Genomic DNA, 14069 nt, shown 5'->3' with positions numbered 1-14069 from the left:
CTCGTTTGCCGCTGCCGATGCTATTATGCAAAGCGGCTTTTCGGGGTTTGGCGGGTTCTACAGCTTGGGATGAATTGACCCTGCAACCCCAACGTGATCAAAGGCCGCGAAATTGTCCGTCCGCATAGGGTGTCAGGAGAAAGACTATGAGCGATATGATCGAAGCGTCGGGTCTGCGTATTGCCCGTGAGCTTCATGATTTCGTGGTGCAGGAGGCACTGCCGGGCACTGGTGTCGAGGCCGCCGCCTTCTGGGCCGGGCTTTCGACCATCGTGCACGATCTTGCGCCGCGCAATCGCGAGCTCCTGGCCAAGCGTGACGCCATCCAGGAAAAGATCGATGCCTGGCATCGCGAGAATGGCGCGCCGTCGGACATGGCCGCCTATCGCGCTTTCCTGAAGGAGATCGGCTACCTCGTCGAGGAAGGCCCCGAGTTCAAGGTCGCCACCGAAAACGTCGATCCCGAGATCGCGGTGGTCGCCGGCCCGCAGCTCGTCGTGCCCGTCATGAATGCGCGCTATGCGCTCAACGCCGCCAACGCCCGCTGGGGTTCGCTCTATGATGCGCTCTACGGCACCGACGCCATCCCGGATACCGGCGGCGCCGAGAAGGGCAAGGGCTACAATCCGGGGCGCGGCGAGAAGGTCATCGCCTGGGGTCGCAATTTCCTCGACACCTCCGCTCCGCTGAAGGACGGCTCCTGGGCCAATGCCGGCGCGCTCGCCGTCAAGGACGGACAGCTGGTCGTGGGCTCTACAGGCCTGGCCGATCCGGCGCAGTTCGTCGGCTATCGCGGCGAGGCTGCGGCGCCTTCGGCCGTGCTGCTCAGGAAGAACGGCCTGCATGCCGAGATCGTCATCGACCGCAACCACACCATCGGCAAGACCGATCCGGCCGGCATCGCCGATATCGTGCTCGAGGCGGCGCTGACCACGATCCAGGATTGCGAGGATTCGGTCGCGGCGGTCGACGCCGAGGACAAGGTCGTTGCCTACCGCAACTGGCTCGGCCTGATGAAGGCCGACCTTGCCGAAACCTTCGAGAAGGGCGGCAAGAGCGTTACCCGCAAGCTCAACGCCGACCGCGAATACACCGCACCGGACGGCGGCAAGCTGGTGCTGCCCGGTCGTTCGCTGATGCTGGTGCGCAATGTCGGCCACCTGATGACCAATCCGGCCATCCTCGACCGCGACGGCAACGAGGTGCCGGAAGGCATCATGGACGCCGCCGTCACCGGCCTGATCTCGCTGCACGATGTCGGCCCGAACGGCGCGCGGAAAAATTCGCGCAGCGGCTCGGTCTATGTGGTCAAGCCCAAGATGCATGGGCCGGAAGAGGCGGCGTTTGCCGTCGAGCTGTTCGGGCGCGTCGAGCAGATGCTCGGCATGACGAAGAACACGCTCAAGATGGGCATCATGGACGAGGAGCGGCGCACCACCATCAACCTCAAGGAGAGCATCCGCGCCGCGAAGGAGAGGGTGGTGTTCATCAACACCGGCTTCCTCGACCGCACCGGCGACGAGATCCACACCTCGATGGAAGCTGGCCCGATGATCCGCAAGGGCGACATGAAGCAGTCGGCCTGGATTTCCGCCTATGAGGCTCAGAATGTCGACATCGGCCTGGAATGCGGGCTTTCCGGCCGCGCCCAGATCGGCAAGGGCATGTGGGCCATGCCGGACCTGATGGCGGCGATGCTGGAGCAGAAGATCGCTCACCCGCAGGCTGGCGCCAACACCGCCTGGGTGCCGTCGCCGACGGCGGCCACGCTGCACGCCACGCACTATCACAAGGTCGACGTGCACGCGGTGCAGGAAAAGCTGAAGAACCGCCCGCGCGCCAAGCTCGACGACATCCTGTCGGTGCCGGTTGCGGTGCGTCCGAACTGGACGCCGGAGGAGATCCAGCACGAGATCGACAACAACGCCCAGGGCATTTTGGGCTATGTCGTGCGCTGGGTCGACCAGGGCGTCGGCTGCTCGAAAGTGCCGGACATCAACGATGTCGGCCTGATGGAAGACCGCGCCACGCTGCGCATCTCGTCCCAGCACCTCGCCAACTGGCTGCACCACGGCGTGGTCACCCACGACCAGGTCATGGAAACGATGAAGCGCATGGCGGCCGTGGTCGACCGGCAGAACGCGGACGATCCGCTCTATCGCCCGATGGCGCCCGACTTCGACAACTCCATCGCCTTCCAGGCCGCCTGCGAGCTCGTCTTCAAGGGTCGCGAGCAGCCCAATGGCTACACCGAGCCGGTTCTGCACCGGCGCCGGCTGGAGCTGAAGGCGCGCGACCGGGCGGCCAATTAAGGGTCGAAGGCAAACCGCTCATGAAGCTCCTCGCCATCGATTGCTCAGCCCGGCTCTGCGCAGCCTGCGTCTATGACGCGGACGCGGGAAAAGAGCTTGGCCGCGAGGTGCTGGACCTCGGCAAGGGACACGCCGAGCATCTGATGGGCGTGATCGAAGCAGCGATGAAGGCGGGTAAGCTCGCCTTTGCCGATCTCGGAGCGGTCGCCGTCTCGGTTGGGCCCGGCTCCTTCACCGGCGTCCGCGTCGGCGTGTCGGCCGTTCGCGGCCTTGCGCTGGCGCTGGGTATCCCGGCGATCGGCGTCACGACGCTGGAGGCGATCGCTGCCGAGGCGCGCGCGCTTAACGGGCCGCGCACCGTGCTGGCCGCCCTCGATGGCGGGCGCGGCGAGCTGCAGGCCGCGGTCTATGACGATGTTGGCGCCACGCTCTTTGCCCCGGCAGTGATCGACCTTGCACAGGCGACCTTGCTGGGCACCGAATATGCGGCTGCTTTGGCCGGCACGGCGGCGGGAATGATCGCCGCCACGCTGCCGGGAGAGGACATTGCGATCGGGCCTCTCGGCGCGACGTCCGATATCGGCGTCTATGCAAAACTGGCCGCCGGCAAGCAGCCCGGCGAGCGGCCAAAACCCCTTTACCTGCGTGAACCGGACGCCAAGCCGCAGGCCGGCTTCGTCCTGCCGAGGAGCGGTTGAATGCGCATTCCCTTCATCACCTCGCGCCAGCGCGATTTCGTGCTGGAGCCGCTGGCGGCGAAGGACAGCGATGCCGTCTCGTTGCTGCATCGTGAGGATTTCGTGCGGCCATGGACGGGCGGCGAGTTCGCCGACCTTTTGGCGCAAAACACCGTGTTCGGCTATGCTGCGCGCGAGGTCGGGCGCGGTAACGAAGCGCCGGCGGGCTTCGTGCTGGCGCGGCTGGTCGCCGGCGAAGGCGAAATCCTGACCATTGCGGTGGCCCGCGCCTATCGGCGGCAAGGGCTCGGCTGGAAGCTGATGGATGCGGTGCTGCGCGAGCTTCACGCCCAACGCGCCGAGGCGCTGTTCCTCGAAGTCGACGAGACCAATGCTGCGGCGATCGCGCTCTACCGGCGGCTCGGTTTCCGCGAGGTCGGCAAGCGGGCCGACTACTATCGCGCCCCGGGCAGCGGCGCCAATGGCGCGCTTGTCATGCGCCGCGACCTTCGCTAGCAAATCCTGCGATTGGAGGAACGGCACGACGCATGTTTGCGAAGCTGCGGATAGGTCTGGCGCTTCTGTGCGTCGCGGTCGGGCTGGCCCTACTGGTGCCGTTCGCCTATCTCGGCGTCAAAACCGGGCTTTATAAGCCGCGTCGCATACGGCGCTGGTGCAACGGGCTCATCCTGCGCGCGCTAGGCTTCCGCGTCCATGTGACCGGCACGATGTCCACGAGCCGCCCGCTCCTGATCGCCGCGAACCATGTTTCGTGGACCGACGTCATGGTGCTGGCCTCGTTCAACGACGTTGCCTTCATCGCCAAGTCGGAAATGTCGCGCTGGCCGCTCATCGGGGGGCTGACGCGCCTGCAGGGCAGCATTTTCGTGGAGCGCGAGCGCAAGCGCAAATCCGGCGAGCAGGCCAGCGAGATCGCCAGCCGCCTGGCTTCGGGCGACGCCGTGGTGCTGTTTGCCGAGGGCACGACCGGCGACGGCAACATATTGCTGCCGTTCAAGAGCACGCTGTTCGGTGCGGCGAAGCTGGCCATCGACGAGGGCGGTGCGGACAAGGTCTTCATACAGCCGGTCGCCATCACCTACACGCGCCTGCAGGGCCTGCCGATGGGGCGCCAGCACAGGGCAATCGCGGCCTGGGTGGGCGACCAGGACCTGGTGCCGCACGTCAAGGATCTGCTGGCCGAAGGCGCGATCGACGTGGAAGTGCATTTCGGCGAACCGCTGGAATTTGCGGCGGGCACCAGCCGCAAGGAGACCGCGCGCCAGGTGGAAGACAGCGTGCGCAGCATGATGAACCAGGCGCTGCGCGACCCCAAACGCTGAACCCCGCCAAGACCTGCCAAGAAACGTCTGTTTTTTGCCATCGAAAAGCGTTAGAAGCCCGCCCATGGAACTGGAGCAGATTTCTCAGGACGGCGCCGAGACCCTCAACGGGACGGCAGGAGCGGCCAAGAAGGTTTTCGTAAAAACCTACGGCTGCCAGATGAACGTCTACGACTCGCAGCGCATGTCGGATGCGCTGGCCGCCGACGGCTATGTCGCGACCTCGACCATGGAGGACGCCGACCTTGTGCTGCTCAACACCTGCCACATCCGCGAAAAGGCTGCCGAGAAGGTTTACTCGGAGATCGGCCGTATCCGCGACCTGAAGGCCGAGCGCGCCAGGAATGGCGGCGAGATGGTCATCGGCGTTGCCGGTTGCGTGGCGCAGGCGGAAGGCCGCGAGATCCTTCGGCGCGCGCCGGCGGTCGATCTGGTGATCGGCCCGCAGACCTACCACAGGCTGCCCGAGGCGCTGAAGAAGGTTCGCGGCGGCGAGAAGGTCGTCGAGACCGAATACGCGCTGGAAGACAAGTTCGACCATCTGCCGGAGCCCAGGCGCGCCGAGATCATCGGCCGCGGCGTGACCGCCTTCCTGACGGTGCAGGAAGGTTGCGACAAGTTCTGCACCTTCTGCGTGGTGCCTTACACGCGAGGTTCCGAGGTTTCGCGGCCCGTAGCTCAGATCTTGGCGGAGGCCGAGCGCCTGGCGGCTGCCGGCGTGCGCGAGGTGACGCTGCTTGGCCAGAACGTGAATGCCTGGCACGGCGAGGGCTCGGATGGCAGCGAATGGGGCCTTGGCCGCCTGCTGTACCGGCTAGCCGAAATTCCGGGCATTGCGCGGCTGCGCTACACCACCAGCCATCCGCGCGACATGGACGACGAACTGATCGCCGCCCATCGCGACCTGCCTTCACTGATGCCCTATCTGCACCTGCCGGTGCAGGCGGGCTCCGACCGCATCCTGAAGGCGATGAACCGCAAGCACACCGCGGCCGACTATCTGCGTCTGATCGAGCGCATCCGCACCGCACGGCCGGATATCGCCATGTCGGGCGACTTCATCGTCGGCTTCCCGGGCGAGACCGACGCGGATTTCGAGGATACGATGAAGCTGGTGCGCGAGGTGAACTACGCGCAGGCCTTCTCGTTCAAATATTCGTCGCGCCCGGGAACGCCGGGTGCGGAAATGACCGACCATGTCGCAGAAGAGGTGAAGGACGAGCGCCTGCAGCGCCTCCAGGCGCTGCTGAACCAGCAGCAGGCCGACTTCATTGGCGGACTGGTGGGCAAGACGGTCGAAACGCTGATCGACAAGCCGGGTCGCCAGCCGAAGCAGATTGTCGGTCGGTCACCCTGGCTGCTGCCGGTTATTCTTGATGAAACCGCCGGCAAAATCGGTGACATTATCACTGCGCGAATCACGAGCACGGGCCACGCCAGCCTGTTCGCCGAGCGGGCCTGAGGGCACCCAGATGAGGAGATACGGTTGAACGCCGACGCGAAGAATGTGCCCTCAGGGGCATCGGACATGGCGCATATCGTTCTGACCTTCGACAACAACAAGCTTGCCAGTGCGCTCTATGGCCAGTTCGACGAGAACCTGGCCCGGGTCGAGCAGAAGCTAGGCGTCGACATCAATTCACGTGGCAACCGGCTGACCATCAAGGGCGATCCCGTCGCCGCCGAGCAGGCGCGCCGCGCGCTCGATAATCTCTACGGTATCCTGCAGAAGGGCGTGGAGATCAGCCAGTCCGACGTCGATGGCGCTATTCGCATGGCGATCGGGGCCGACGACCAACTCACTTTGCCCACGCTGGAGCGCAAGGGCAAAATGGCGGCGGCACAGATTTCCACGCGCAAGCGCACCATCTACGCCCGCTCGCTCAACCAGGACGCCTATATGCGCGCGCTGGAGCGGGCCGAGCTAGTGTTCGGCATCGGCCCGGCCGGCACCGGCAAGACTTATCTGGCAGTCGCGCACGCCGCCATGCTGCTCGAACGCGGCATGGTCGAACGCATCATCCTGTCGCGTCCGGCCGTCGAGGCCGGCGAACGGCTGGGCTTCCTGCCCGGCGACATGAAGGAAAAGGTCGACCCCTATCTGCGTCCGCTTTACGACGCGCTTTACGACATGATGCCGGCCGACAAGGTCGAGCGAGCTATCGCCGCCGAGGTCATCGAGATTGCGCCGCTGGCATTCATGCGCGGCCGAACGCTGTCGCACGCCGCCGTCATCCTCGACGAGGCGCAAAACACCACGTCGATGCAGATGAAGATGTTCCTGACCCGCCTGGGCGAGAACTCGCGCATGATCGTCACCGGCGATCCCAGCCAGATCGACCTGCCTCCAAATACCCGCTCGGGCTTGGTGGAAGCTCTGCGCATCCTCGACAATGTGCCGGGCGTGGTGACGGTGCGCTTCAACGACACCGACGTTGTCCGCCATCCGCTGGTGGCCGAGATCGTCAGGGCCTATGAACGCGACGGCAAGATCGAGCGCGGCCTGGGCTCCGAACGCTGATAGGCCGAAAGCACTCCATGCAAATTTCCGTAGAGCCGAGCGCGGCTGCGCTTCCCGTTGAAATCGACCTGATGATCGAGGCTGGCAACTGGCCATCGGAAGAAGAGCTTGAGGCGTTGGCGCAACGTGCCGTCGGCGCCGCGCTCGCCGAGACCGGCGCCGACGCTCCGATGGGCACCGAGCTCAGCCTGGTGTTTTCGGACGACGCCCACATCCAGGTGTTGAATGCCGAATGGCGCGGCAAGGACAAGCCGACCAACGTGCTGTCTTTCCCAGCTTTTCCGACGAAGCCCGGCCAGCCATTGCCGCCGATGATGGGCGACATAATTCTTGCGGCTGAGACCGTCGATCGCGAAGCTGCACTGGAAGGCAAGCTCCGCGAACATCATATTACTCATCTGGTGATCCATGGCTTCTTGCATCTGATGGGCTATGATCACGAAACTGACGCAGAAGCGGAGGAGATGGAGGGCCTGGAGCGCCGGGCGCTGGCAAGACTTGCCATTCCCGATCCTTATGCGTAACAGACAAGACCAACCAACCGGACGACGATGAACGAACACCCAGATACCGCCGCCGCCAGATCGGACGTCGGGGGCGCGCCCAACGGGCCTGAAAGCGCCGAAGAGGGACCTAGTCCCAGTACGAAGCCGAGCAGTGCGCCAAGCGATCACTCCCATGACCGCCCCTCGCTGTTCGGACGCCTAGCCGGCCTCTTCAAGCACCGAAACGGATCCAGCCTGCGCGATGACCTGACGGACGCGTTGGCAGAAAGCACCGAAGCGGAAGGGTTTTCGCCCGGCGAGCGGGCGATGCTCAACAACATCCTGAGGCTGCGCGAGGTGCGCGTCGAGGATGTGATGGTGCCGCGCGCCGATATCGAGGCCGTGGAAATCGCGACGACCCTGGGCGATCTGATGGTGCTCTTCGAGCAGTCGGGTCACTCGCGCATGCCCGTCTATTCCGAGACGCTGGACGACCCGCGCGGCATGGTCCACATCCGCGACGTGCTCGCCCATATCACCAAATTGGCTCGCACCAAGAAGGGCCGGCAGCCGAAGAAGGCGCCCACCGGCGCCGTGCTGGATTTTGCCAATGTCGATCTTGCGCGCACGCTGGGCGAGCTCAACCTGATCCGCACCGTGCTTTTCGTGCCGCCGTCGATGCTGGCGTCGGACCTGATGGCGCGTATGCAGGCCTCGCGCACCCAGATGGCGCTGGTCATCGACGAATATGGCGGCACCGACGGGTTGGTGTCTCTGGAAGACATCGTCGAAATGGTCGTCGGCGACATCGAAGACGAGCATGACGACGAGGAGCCGCTGATCACCCAGACGGCCGATGGCATCTATGTGGTCGACGCCAAGGCCGAGATCGATGACGTCGCCAAGATGATCGGCGAGGAGTTCACGCCCGGCGAACATAGCGAATATGTCGACACCATCGGCGGCATGATCTTCAATGCGCTCGGCCGCGTGCCGACGCGTGGCGAAGTTGTCCAGGCAATCCCCGGCTTCGAATTCCATGTGCTCGATGCCGATCCGCGCCGCGTCAAGCGCGTGCGGATCGTGCATAGCCAGAAGGGCGACCGCCGCCGCCGCGTGGCTCGCACAGAGCAGGCCTGAGTGCCGACAACGTTTGGAACGATGGCCTGTTGCTGCTAAATCTTTTGCGTGATTCTCGCGATGAGGGGTCGCGCATGGAGCGCCTAGCAGGGCGGATTATTTTGCTGTGGGGTTGGCGGCGCGCACTCACCGCATTTCTGGCTGGCGCGCTGGCGGTCCTCGCTCAGGCCCCGTACGACTTTTTCGCGGTCTGCTTCGTTTCCTTCCCGGTCCTCGTCTGGCTGCTCGACGGGGCTGCCGCGCCTGCCTCGGCGGGGCCGCTCAGGCGCATGCTGCCGTCATTCGCTACAGGCTGGTGGTTCGGTTTCGGTTATTTCCTCGCCGGTCTGTGGTGGATCGGCGGAGCGGTGCTGGTCGAGGCCGATAGCTTCGGCTGGGCGCTGCCGCTTGCGGTCATGGGAATCCCAGCACTTCTCGCATTCTTCTACGGCTTTGCCTGTGTGGTCGCCCGACTGGCCTGGAGCAACGGCATCGGCCGCATCTTCGCATTGGCCTTCGGTTTCGGGCTTGCCGAATGGCTGCGGATGTTCCTCTTCACCGGCTTCCCCTGGAATGCGATCGGCTATGCGGTCATGCCTGTGCCGCTTCTGATGCAGAGCGTATCGGTCGTTGGCCTGATCGGCATGAATGCGCTGGCCGTTCTGGTGTTCGCCATGCCCGCTCTTCTGGCGGGGCAGCGTCACCTAAAGGTCGGTCTGGCGCTCGCCGTGCTGCTCGTCGCCGCGCATGTCGGCTTCGGATATTGGCGGCTTTCGGTTCCCGTGAAGGCGGATGGGCGCAGTGTTGCGGTCCGTATCGTCCAGCCAAACATTGATCTGAGCGAAAAATGGGATGCAGGCGTGCGCGACCGCATCTTCCGCACGATGCTGGACCTGTCCGGGCAGCCACCCGAGAACGGCGGCGCCAAGCCGGAGCTGATCCTCTGGCCGGAGACATCCGTGCCGTTCTATTTCACCGAACGTCCCGATGCGCTGGTAGCACTCGGCGATCTGCTGGACCGCGGACAGATGCTGATTGCCGGCGCGATGCGCGGAGAGGCCGGCATTTCGGGGAAGGGCGAGGAGCGCTATTACAATTCGGTCGTCGCCATCAATGATGCCGGCGAAATCGTCGATGCGGTCGATAAGGTCCACCTTGTCCCGTTTGGCGAGTACATTCCTTTTGCCGATCTCCTCGGGCGCTTCGGACTGGAGCAGTTGGTTGCCGGGCCGATGAATTTGGCGCCGGGGATTGAGCGGCATGCGATCTCGCTGCCCGGCGGCGCCAGAACACTACCCTTCATCTGCTATGAAATCATTTTTCCCGATCTGGTAGCAGTTGACGTTGCGTCAACTGATATTATTGTAAATGTTACAAATGATGCGTGGTTTGGCGACACGCCGGGCCCCTATCAACATTTCCGTCAGGCGCAGATACGCGCCGTGGAGACGGGACTGCCGTTGGTTCGCGCAGCCAACACAGGGATTTCCGGGGTGGTGGATCAGCGGGGTCGTATTGTTGATGCCTTGTCGGTCAATAGCCGCGGAACCATCGATGCCACTGTTCCGGTTGGCGGTCGAGATGCGGCGGCATTTGGCAGCAATCGCCTTAACGGTTTGGTCATCCTGTTTTTTGTCGGCGCTTTTGGGGTTGGAATGGGGATTGGACAACGTCAGCGCCTGAATTGACACTTTGTATATTAGCGAATCATAGTACGCCGCCCTAAAAAGGGCGATCTGGGCGAGAAGGGGGATGTGGGCGTTCTCGCTGCCGGATGGTAAAGAAAGCAGAAAAAAGCCGGAGCGCGGCGAGGAAGACATGAACGACAAGGAAAATAAGAAGAAGCCAAATCCGACGGACGTTTATGTCGGAAGTCGGATAAGACTTCGCCGAAATATGCTTGGAATGAGCCAGGAGAATCTCGGCGAACAGCTTGGAATAACCTTTCAGCAGATACAGAAGTACGAAAAGGGCACGAACCGGGTTGGCGCCAGTCGGCTTCAGGCCATCTCCTCGATCCTCGGTGTGCCGGTTTCTTTCTTTTTCGAAGACTTCCCGAGCCAGGATGGGGCGTCCGGCAAGGGTTTCGGCGAAGAAGGTTCATCCGGTTTCGGCCTGGATTTCGTCACCAGTCCCGAAGGTCTTCAACTCAACCGTGCATTCTTCAAGATCTCTGATGTCAAGGTGCGTCGCAAGATTATCGAGCTCGTCAAGGCGCTCGCCGCGGACGACGACTGAGCTGCGCCGCCCGGCGCGCGGTCGCCGATTTGAGGTCGCCAATTCCACGAAGGGCTTGATCCACGAAAAAACCGAGCTTGACGGGCTCCGCGCGGGTTCGCTAACGGTGTCTGGCCAAAGGCGGCATCCTGCCGCTCGTTCTTTCAAGAGGGGACACCCGTGACGCGGCAAAACTATCTCTTCACAAGCGAATCCGTTTCCGAAGGCCATCCCGACAAGGTCTGCGACCGAATTTCCGACGAGATCGTTGACCTGGTCTATCGCGAGGCGAAGAAGGCCGGAATGAATGCCTGGGACGTGCGCGTTGCATGCGAAACGCTCGCGACCACCAACCGTGTCGTGATCGCCGGCGAGGTTCGCGTGCCGGCGACGCTGCTGAAATCAGACAAGGATGGCAAGCCGGTGCATGACGCCCAGGGCCATCCGGTCATCAACCCATCCAAGTTCCGCTCCGCCGCCCGCCGCGCGATCCGCGCCATTGGCTATGAGCAGGACGGCTTCCACTGGAAGCACGCCAAGGTCGATGTTTTGCTGCACGCCCAGTCGGCCGATATTGCCCAGGGCGTCGACAAGGCGGCTGACGCCAACGCCGAGGGTGCTGGCGACCAGGGCATCATGTTCGGCTATGCCTGCCGCGAAACCCCGGATCTGATGCCGGCGCCGATCTATTACAGCCACAAGATCCTCGAACTGCTTTCGGCTGCACGCCGCGAAGGCAAGGGTGATGTCGGCAAGCTCGGTCCCGACGCCAAGAGCCAGGTGACCGTTCGCTATGTCGACGGCAAGCCGTCCGAAGTCACGCAGATCGTGCTTTCGACCCAGCATCTGGACCCGACATGGGACTCGAAGAAGGTTCGCAGCGTCGTCGAGCCCTACATTCGCGAGGCGCTTGGTGATCTGAAGATTGCTGCCGACTGCAACTGGTACATCAACCCCACCGGCAAGTTCGTCATCGGCGGCCCCGATGGTGATGCAGGCCTCACCGGCCGCAAGATCATCGTCGACACCTATGGCGGTGCGGCCCCGCATGGCGGCGGCGCGTTCTCCGGCAAGGACACCACCAAGGTCGACCGTTCGGCTGCCTATGCCGCGCGCTACCTGGCCAAGAACGTGGTTGCCGCAAGGCTCGCCGACCGCTGCACGATCCAGCTGTCCTACGCCATCGGCGTCGCCCAGCCGCTGTCGATCTATGTCGATCTGCACGGCACCGGAAGGGTTGACGAGGCTGTGCTCGAGAAGGCATTGCGCGAGGTGATGGATCTGTCGCCCTCGGGCATCCGGCGCCATCTCGACCTCAACAAGCCGATCTACGCCAAGACCACCGCCTACGGCCATTTCGGCCGCAAGCCGGGCCGCGACGGTTCCTTCTCCTGGGAGAAGACCGACCTGATCAAGGCCATCAAGGACGCTGTGGCGGCCGAAGACGCATTGGCGGCCTGAGTTCTCAGGCCGTCGCAACTACCGGACTTCTTGCCATGAATTCTGAAACTCGGCCCAGCCGCTCGAGCGAAGCTTTTTTCGGGCGGCGCCATGGCAAGACCATCCGGCCTTATCAGGCAGCCGCGCTTGAGGCGGGGCTCGCCAAATATGGGCTCGATCTGTCCGAGCACGCGCCCGTCGATCCGCGCGCCTTGTTTGCCGCGCCCGTTGCCGATGTCCGTCTGGAGATCGGCTTCGGCGGCGGCGAGCACCTTTATCACATAGCCTCGCAGCACCCGGGCACGGGCTTCATCGGTGTTGAGCCGTTCGTCAACGGCATGGCGCGCCTGATGACGACAATGGCGGAAAAGCCGCTGCCCAACCTGCGGGTCTATGATGATGATGCGGTGCAGGTGCTGGACTGGCTGCCCCAGGCCTCCATTTCCGGCATCGACCTGCTTTATCCGGATCCCTGGCCGAAGAAGCGTCACTGGAAGCGCCGCTTTGTCGGTCAAGCCAATCTCGATCGGTTCGCCCGTGTGATGGCGGAGGGAGCGAAATTCCGCTTCGCCTCCGACATCGACACTTACGTGAACTGGACGTTGCAGCATTGCCGCGCCCATCCTGCCTTCGAATGGCAGGCTGACAACGCTGCTGACTGGCATACGCCCTATGCGGGCTGGATCCGCACGCGCTACGAGGCAAAGGCCGTCAGGGAAGGGCGCCGCTCGGCCTATCTGACCTTCCTGAAGGTTTCAGCCTAGGGTTTTATCACGCCTTGCCTTCCGCGGCAGTGGAGCTGTCGCAGTCATGCGCCTCATATTTCGGCGCAGGGCTATTGCCTCGTCGATAAAAATCGAGCCCGGGCAGCTATGTTCGCAGTTAGAAGCGGTTGATCCGGCGGAATTCGTCGGCGTCGAGGCCGAGACGATGCAAATTGCCGGCATAGGTCTGGCGACCATGCGACACTGCCGAGGCGGCGGCGATCGCGTTGCCGAGAAACATGAAGAGTTCGCCCAGCTTGGAGGTACGCTGGCGGGTAAACATGATAATTTCCTTTTGATGTTGCACTGCAGCATAGATAGCTCATGCCGGTCGAAAGCGCCAGTGCCGGCCGCGCAGGGCAGCCATGCGGCCCACACATTGGTGGATTTCTCGTGTTGGCGGCGCCCTGTCGGACTTGAAAACGGCCGGGCCTTGGGTTATGTAAATCTCAAATTCTTGGTCGGTATGACGGAGAGTGGGTCCATCCGGTCCCGCTCTTTTTTGTTACCGGCCTCAGCCTTGGAAGCAGAATGACGGCAGAGACTGGCAATATCGAAGGTGACGACCGCATCATCCGCGAAAGCGGTATCGACGCCCGCGTGGCGGCGATCATTGCGCCTGTGCTGCGCGCCACCGGCTTTCGCCTCGTACGTGTGCGCCTGTTCGGCCAGAACGGCCTGACGCTGCAGATCATGGTCGAGCGCGAAGACGGCACCATGACCGTCGAAGACTGCGAAGAGGTGAGCCGTGCCGTGTCGCCCGTGCTCGATGTCGACGATCCGGTCGAGAAGGCTTACCACCTGGAAGTCTCGTCGCCCGGCATCGACCGTCCGCTCGTGCGCAAGGTCGATTTCACGACCTGGGCCGGCCATCTGGTGAAGCTCGAGACCTCTGTCCTCGTTGCCGATCGCAAGCGTTTCCGTGGCCGGATCGGCGAGGCGGACGAGGAAAGCGTCGTGATCGAGCGTGACCAGCCTGCCTATGGCGAGGAGCCGACGGTGCGGATCCCGTTCGAGGTGATTGCCGACGCAAGGCTGATCCTCACCGACGATCTGATCCGCGACGCGCTGAGCAAGGACAACAGGGCGCGCAAGGAAGCCAAGAAGCACCGTGGCGAAGAAGTTGACGCCGACGACGCGGAAGACGAAACCGAAACCGAAGAGTGATTGAACGGCCGGCCAACCGGCGTT

Annotated in this window: 14 protein-coding genes; 13 read left to right on the top strand and 1 reads right to left on the bottom strand. The window is 63.4% G+C overall.

Going from position 1 to position 14069, the window contains the following annotated elements; genetic code table 11:
- The first annotated feature begins 146 nt into the window (after positions 1-146).
- From M2281_RS08000 to trmB, 12 genes are all read left to right on the top strand, one after another.
- Complete coding sequence (locus tag M2281_RS08000; protein WP_280820529.1) at positions 147-2312, top strand: malate synthase G; 2166 nt, start codon at positions 147-149, stop codon at positions 2310-2312.
- Between the two features lie 20 nt (positions 2313-2332).
- On the top strand, positions 2333-3010 hold the full coding sequence (tsaB, locus tag M2281_RS07995) for a tRNA (adenosine(37)-N6)-threonylcarbamoyltransferase complex dimerization subunit type 1 TsaB (RefSeq protein WP_280820528.1): 678 nt from the start codon (positions 2333-2335) through the stop codon (positions 3008-3010).
- Entirely contained in the window at positions 3011-3505 is a 495-nt protein-coding gene (gene rimI / locus M2281_RS07990; RefSeq protein ID WP_280820527.1) for a ribosomal protein S18-alanine N-acetyltransferase, read from the top strand. It begins immediately after the preceding gene.
- Positions 3506-3537: 32 nt separating this feature from the next.
- Positions 3538-4332: a lysophospholipid acyltransferase family protein gene (locus tag M2281_RS07985; protein WP_280820526.1), complete on the top strand. Its 795-nt coding sequence runs from the start codon at positions 3538-3540 to the stop codon at positions 4330-4332.
- A gap of 64 nt (positions 4333-4396) precedes the next feature.
- Entirely contained in the window at positions 4397-5794 is a 1398-nt protein-coding gene (gene miaB, locus M2281_RS07980; protein WP_280820525.1) for a tRNA (N6-isopentenyl adenosine(37)-C2)-methylthiotransferase MiaB, read from the top strand.
- A gap of 66 nt (positions 5795-5860) precedes the next feature.
- Positions 5861-6853 (top strand): PhoH family protein, encoded by a 993-nt coding sequence (locus M2281_RS07975; protein ID WP_280821153.1) that lies wholly within the window; start codon positions 5861-5863, stop codon positions 6851-6853.
- A gap of 17 nt (positions 6854-6870) precedes the next feature.
- Positions 6871-7377, top strand: a complete 507-nt coding sequence (ybeY, locus tag M2281_RS07970; RefSeq protein WP_280820524.1) for an rRNA maturation RNase YbeY — start codon at positions 6871-6873, stop codon at positions 7375-7377.
- A 27-nt stretch (positions 7378-7404) separates the two neighbouring features.
- Positions 7405-8478 carry a hemolysin family protein gene (locus M2281_RS07965; RefSeq protein WP_280820523.1) on the top strand — a complete coding sequence of 358 codons (1074 nt, stop codon included), beginning with the start codon at positions 7405-7407 and terminating at the stop codon, positions 8476-8478.
- 74 nt (positions 8479-8552) lie between these two features.
- The gene (gene lnt, locus M2281_RS07960; RefSeq protein ID WP_280820522.1) at positions 8553-10145 is read left to right on the top strand and encodes an apolipoprotein N-acyltransferase; all 1593 of its coding nucleotides are present in this window, start codon (positions 8553-8555) and stop codon (positions 10143-10145) included.
- A 130-nt stretch (positions 10146-10275) separates the two neighbouring features.
- A complete protein-coding gene (locus M2281_RS07955; protein WP_280821152.1) occupies positions 10276-10695 on the top strand; it encodes a helix-turn-helix domain-containing protein in 420 nt (139 codons plus the stop codon).
- Between the two features lie 159 nt (positions 10696-10854).
- A complete protein-coding gene (gene metK, locus M2281_RS07950; RefSeq protein WP_280820521.1) occupies positions 10855-12135 on the top strand; it encodes a methionine adenosyltransferase in 1281 nt (426 codons plus the stop codon).
- A 35-nt stretch (positions 12136-12170) separates the two neighbouring features.
- The gene (gene trmB, locus M2281_RS07945; RefSeq protein WP_280820520.1) at positions 12171-12878 is read left to right on the top strand and encodes a tRNA (guanine(46)-N(7))-methyltransferase TrmB; all 708 of its coding nucleotides are present in this window, start codon (positions 12171-12173) and stop codon (positions 12876-12878) included.
- Positions 12879-12996: 118 nt separating this feature from the next.
- Here trmB and M2281_RS07940 read toward each other — a convergent pair whose 3' ends face one another.
- A complete protein-coding gene (locus tag M2281_RS07940; protein WP_280820519.1) occupies positions 12997-13161 on the bottom strand; it encodes a hypothetical protein in 165 nt (54 codons plus the stop codon).
- Between the two features lie 248 nt (positions 13162-13409).
- Between M2281_RS07940 and rimP the strand changes: the two genes are divergently transcribed.
- Positions 13410-14045 (top strand): ribosome maturation factor RimP, encoded by a 636-nt coding sequence (rimP, locus tag M2281_RS07935; RefSeq protein ID WP_280820518.1) that lies wholly within the window; start codon positions 13410-13412, stop codon positions 14043-14045.
- The last annotated feature ends 24 nt before the right edge of the window (positions 14046-14069 follow it).

This window comes from Pseudaminobacter soli (ex Li et al. 2025) (assembly GCF_029892515.1).
Taxonomy (GTDB): Bacteria; Pseudomonadota; Alphaproteobacteria; order Rhizobiales; family Rhizobiaceae; genus Pseudaminobacter; species Pseudaminobacter soli_A.
The sequence above is the reverse complement of the archived record's forward strand: the minus strand, read 5'-3'. Positions and strand labels throughout refer to the sequence as shown.

Excerpts from the sequence above, each read along its gene's own strand:
- M2281_RS08000 (WP_280820529.1), top strand. The coding sequence starts at position 147 with ATGAGCGATATGATCGAAGCGTCGGGTCTGCGTATTGCCCGTGAGCTT.
- tsaB (WP_280820528.1), top strand. The coding sequence starts at position 2,333 with ATGAAGCTCCTCGCCATCGATTGCTCAGCCCGGCTCTGCGCAGCCTGC.
- rimI (WP_280820527.1), top strand. The coding sequence starts at position 3,011 with ATGCGCATTCCCTTCATCACCTCGCGCCAGCGCGATTTCGTGCTGGAG.
- M2281_RS07985 (WP_280820526.1), top strand. The coding sequence starts at position 3,538 with ATGTTTGCGAAGCTGCGGATAGGTCTGGCGCTTCTGTGCGTCGCGGTC.
- miaB (WP_280820525.1), top strand. The coding sequence starts at position 4,397 with ATGGAACTGGAGCAGATTTCTCAGGACGGCGCCGAGACCCTCAACGGG.
- M2281_RS07975 (WP_280821153.1), top strand. The coding sequence starts at position 5,861 with ATGGCGCATATCGTTCTGACCTTCGACAACAACAAGCTTGCCAGTGCG.
- ybeY (WP_280820524.1), top strand. The coding sequence starts at position 6,871 with ATGCAAATTTCCGTAGAGCCGAGCGCGGCTGCGCTTCCCGTTGAAATC.
- M2281_RS07965 (WP_280820523.1), top strand. The coding sequence starts at position 7,405 with ATGAACGAACACCCAGATACCGCCGCCGCCAGATCGGACGTCGGGGGC.
- lnt (WP_280820522.1), top strand. The coding sequence starts at position 8,553 with ATGGAGCGCCTAGCAGGGCGGATTATTTTGCTGTGGGGTTGGCGGCGC.
- M2281_RS07955 (WP_280821152.1), top strand. The coding sequence starts at position 10,276 with ATGAACGACAAGGAAAATAAGAAGAAGCCAAATCCGACGGACGTTTAT.
- trmB (WP_280820520.1), top strand. The coding sequence starts at position 12,171 with ATGAATTCTGAAACTCGGCCCAGCCGCTCGAGCGAAGCTTTTTTCGGG.
- M2281_RS07940 (WP_280820519.1), bottom strand. The coding sequence starts at position 13,161 with ATGTTTACCCGCCAGCGTACCTCCAAGCTGGGCGAACTCTTCATGTTT.
- rimP (WP_280820518.1), top strand. The coding sequence starts at position 13,410 with ATGACGGCAGAGACTGGCAATATCGAAGGTGACGACCGCATCATCCGC.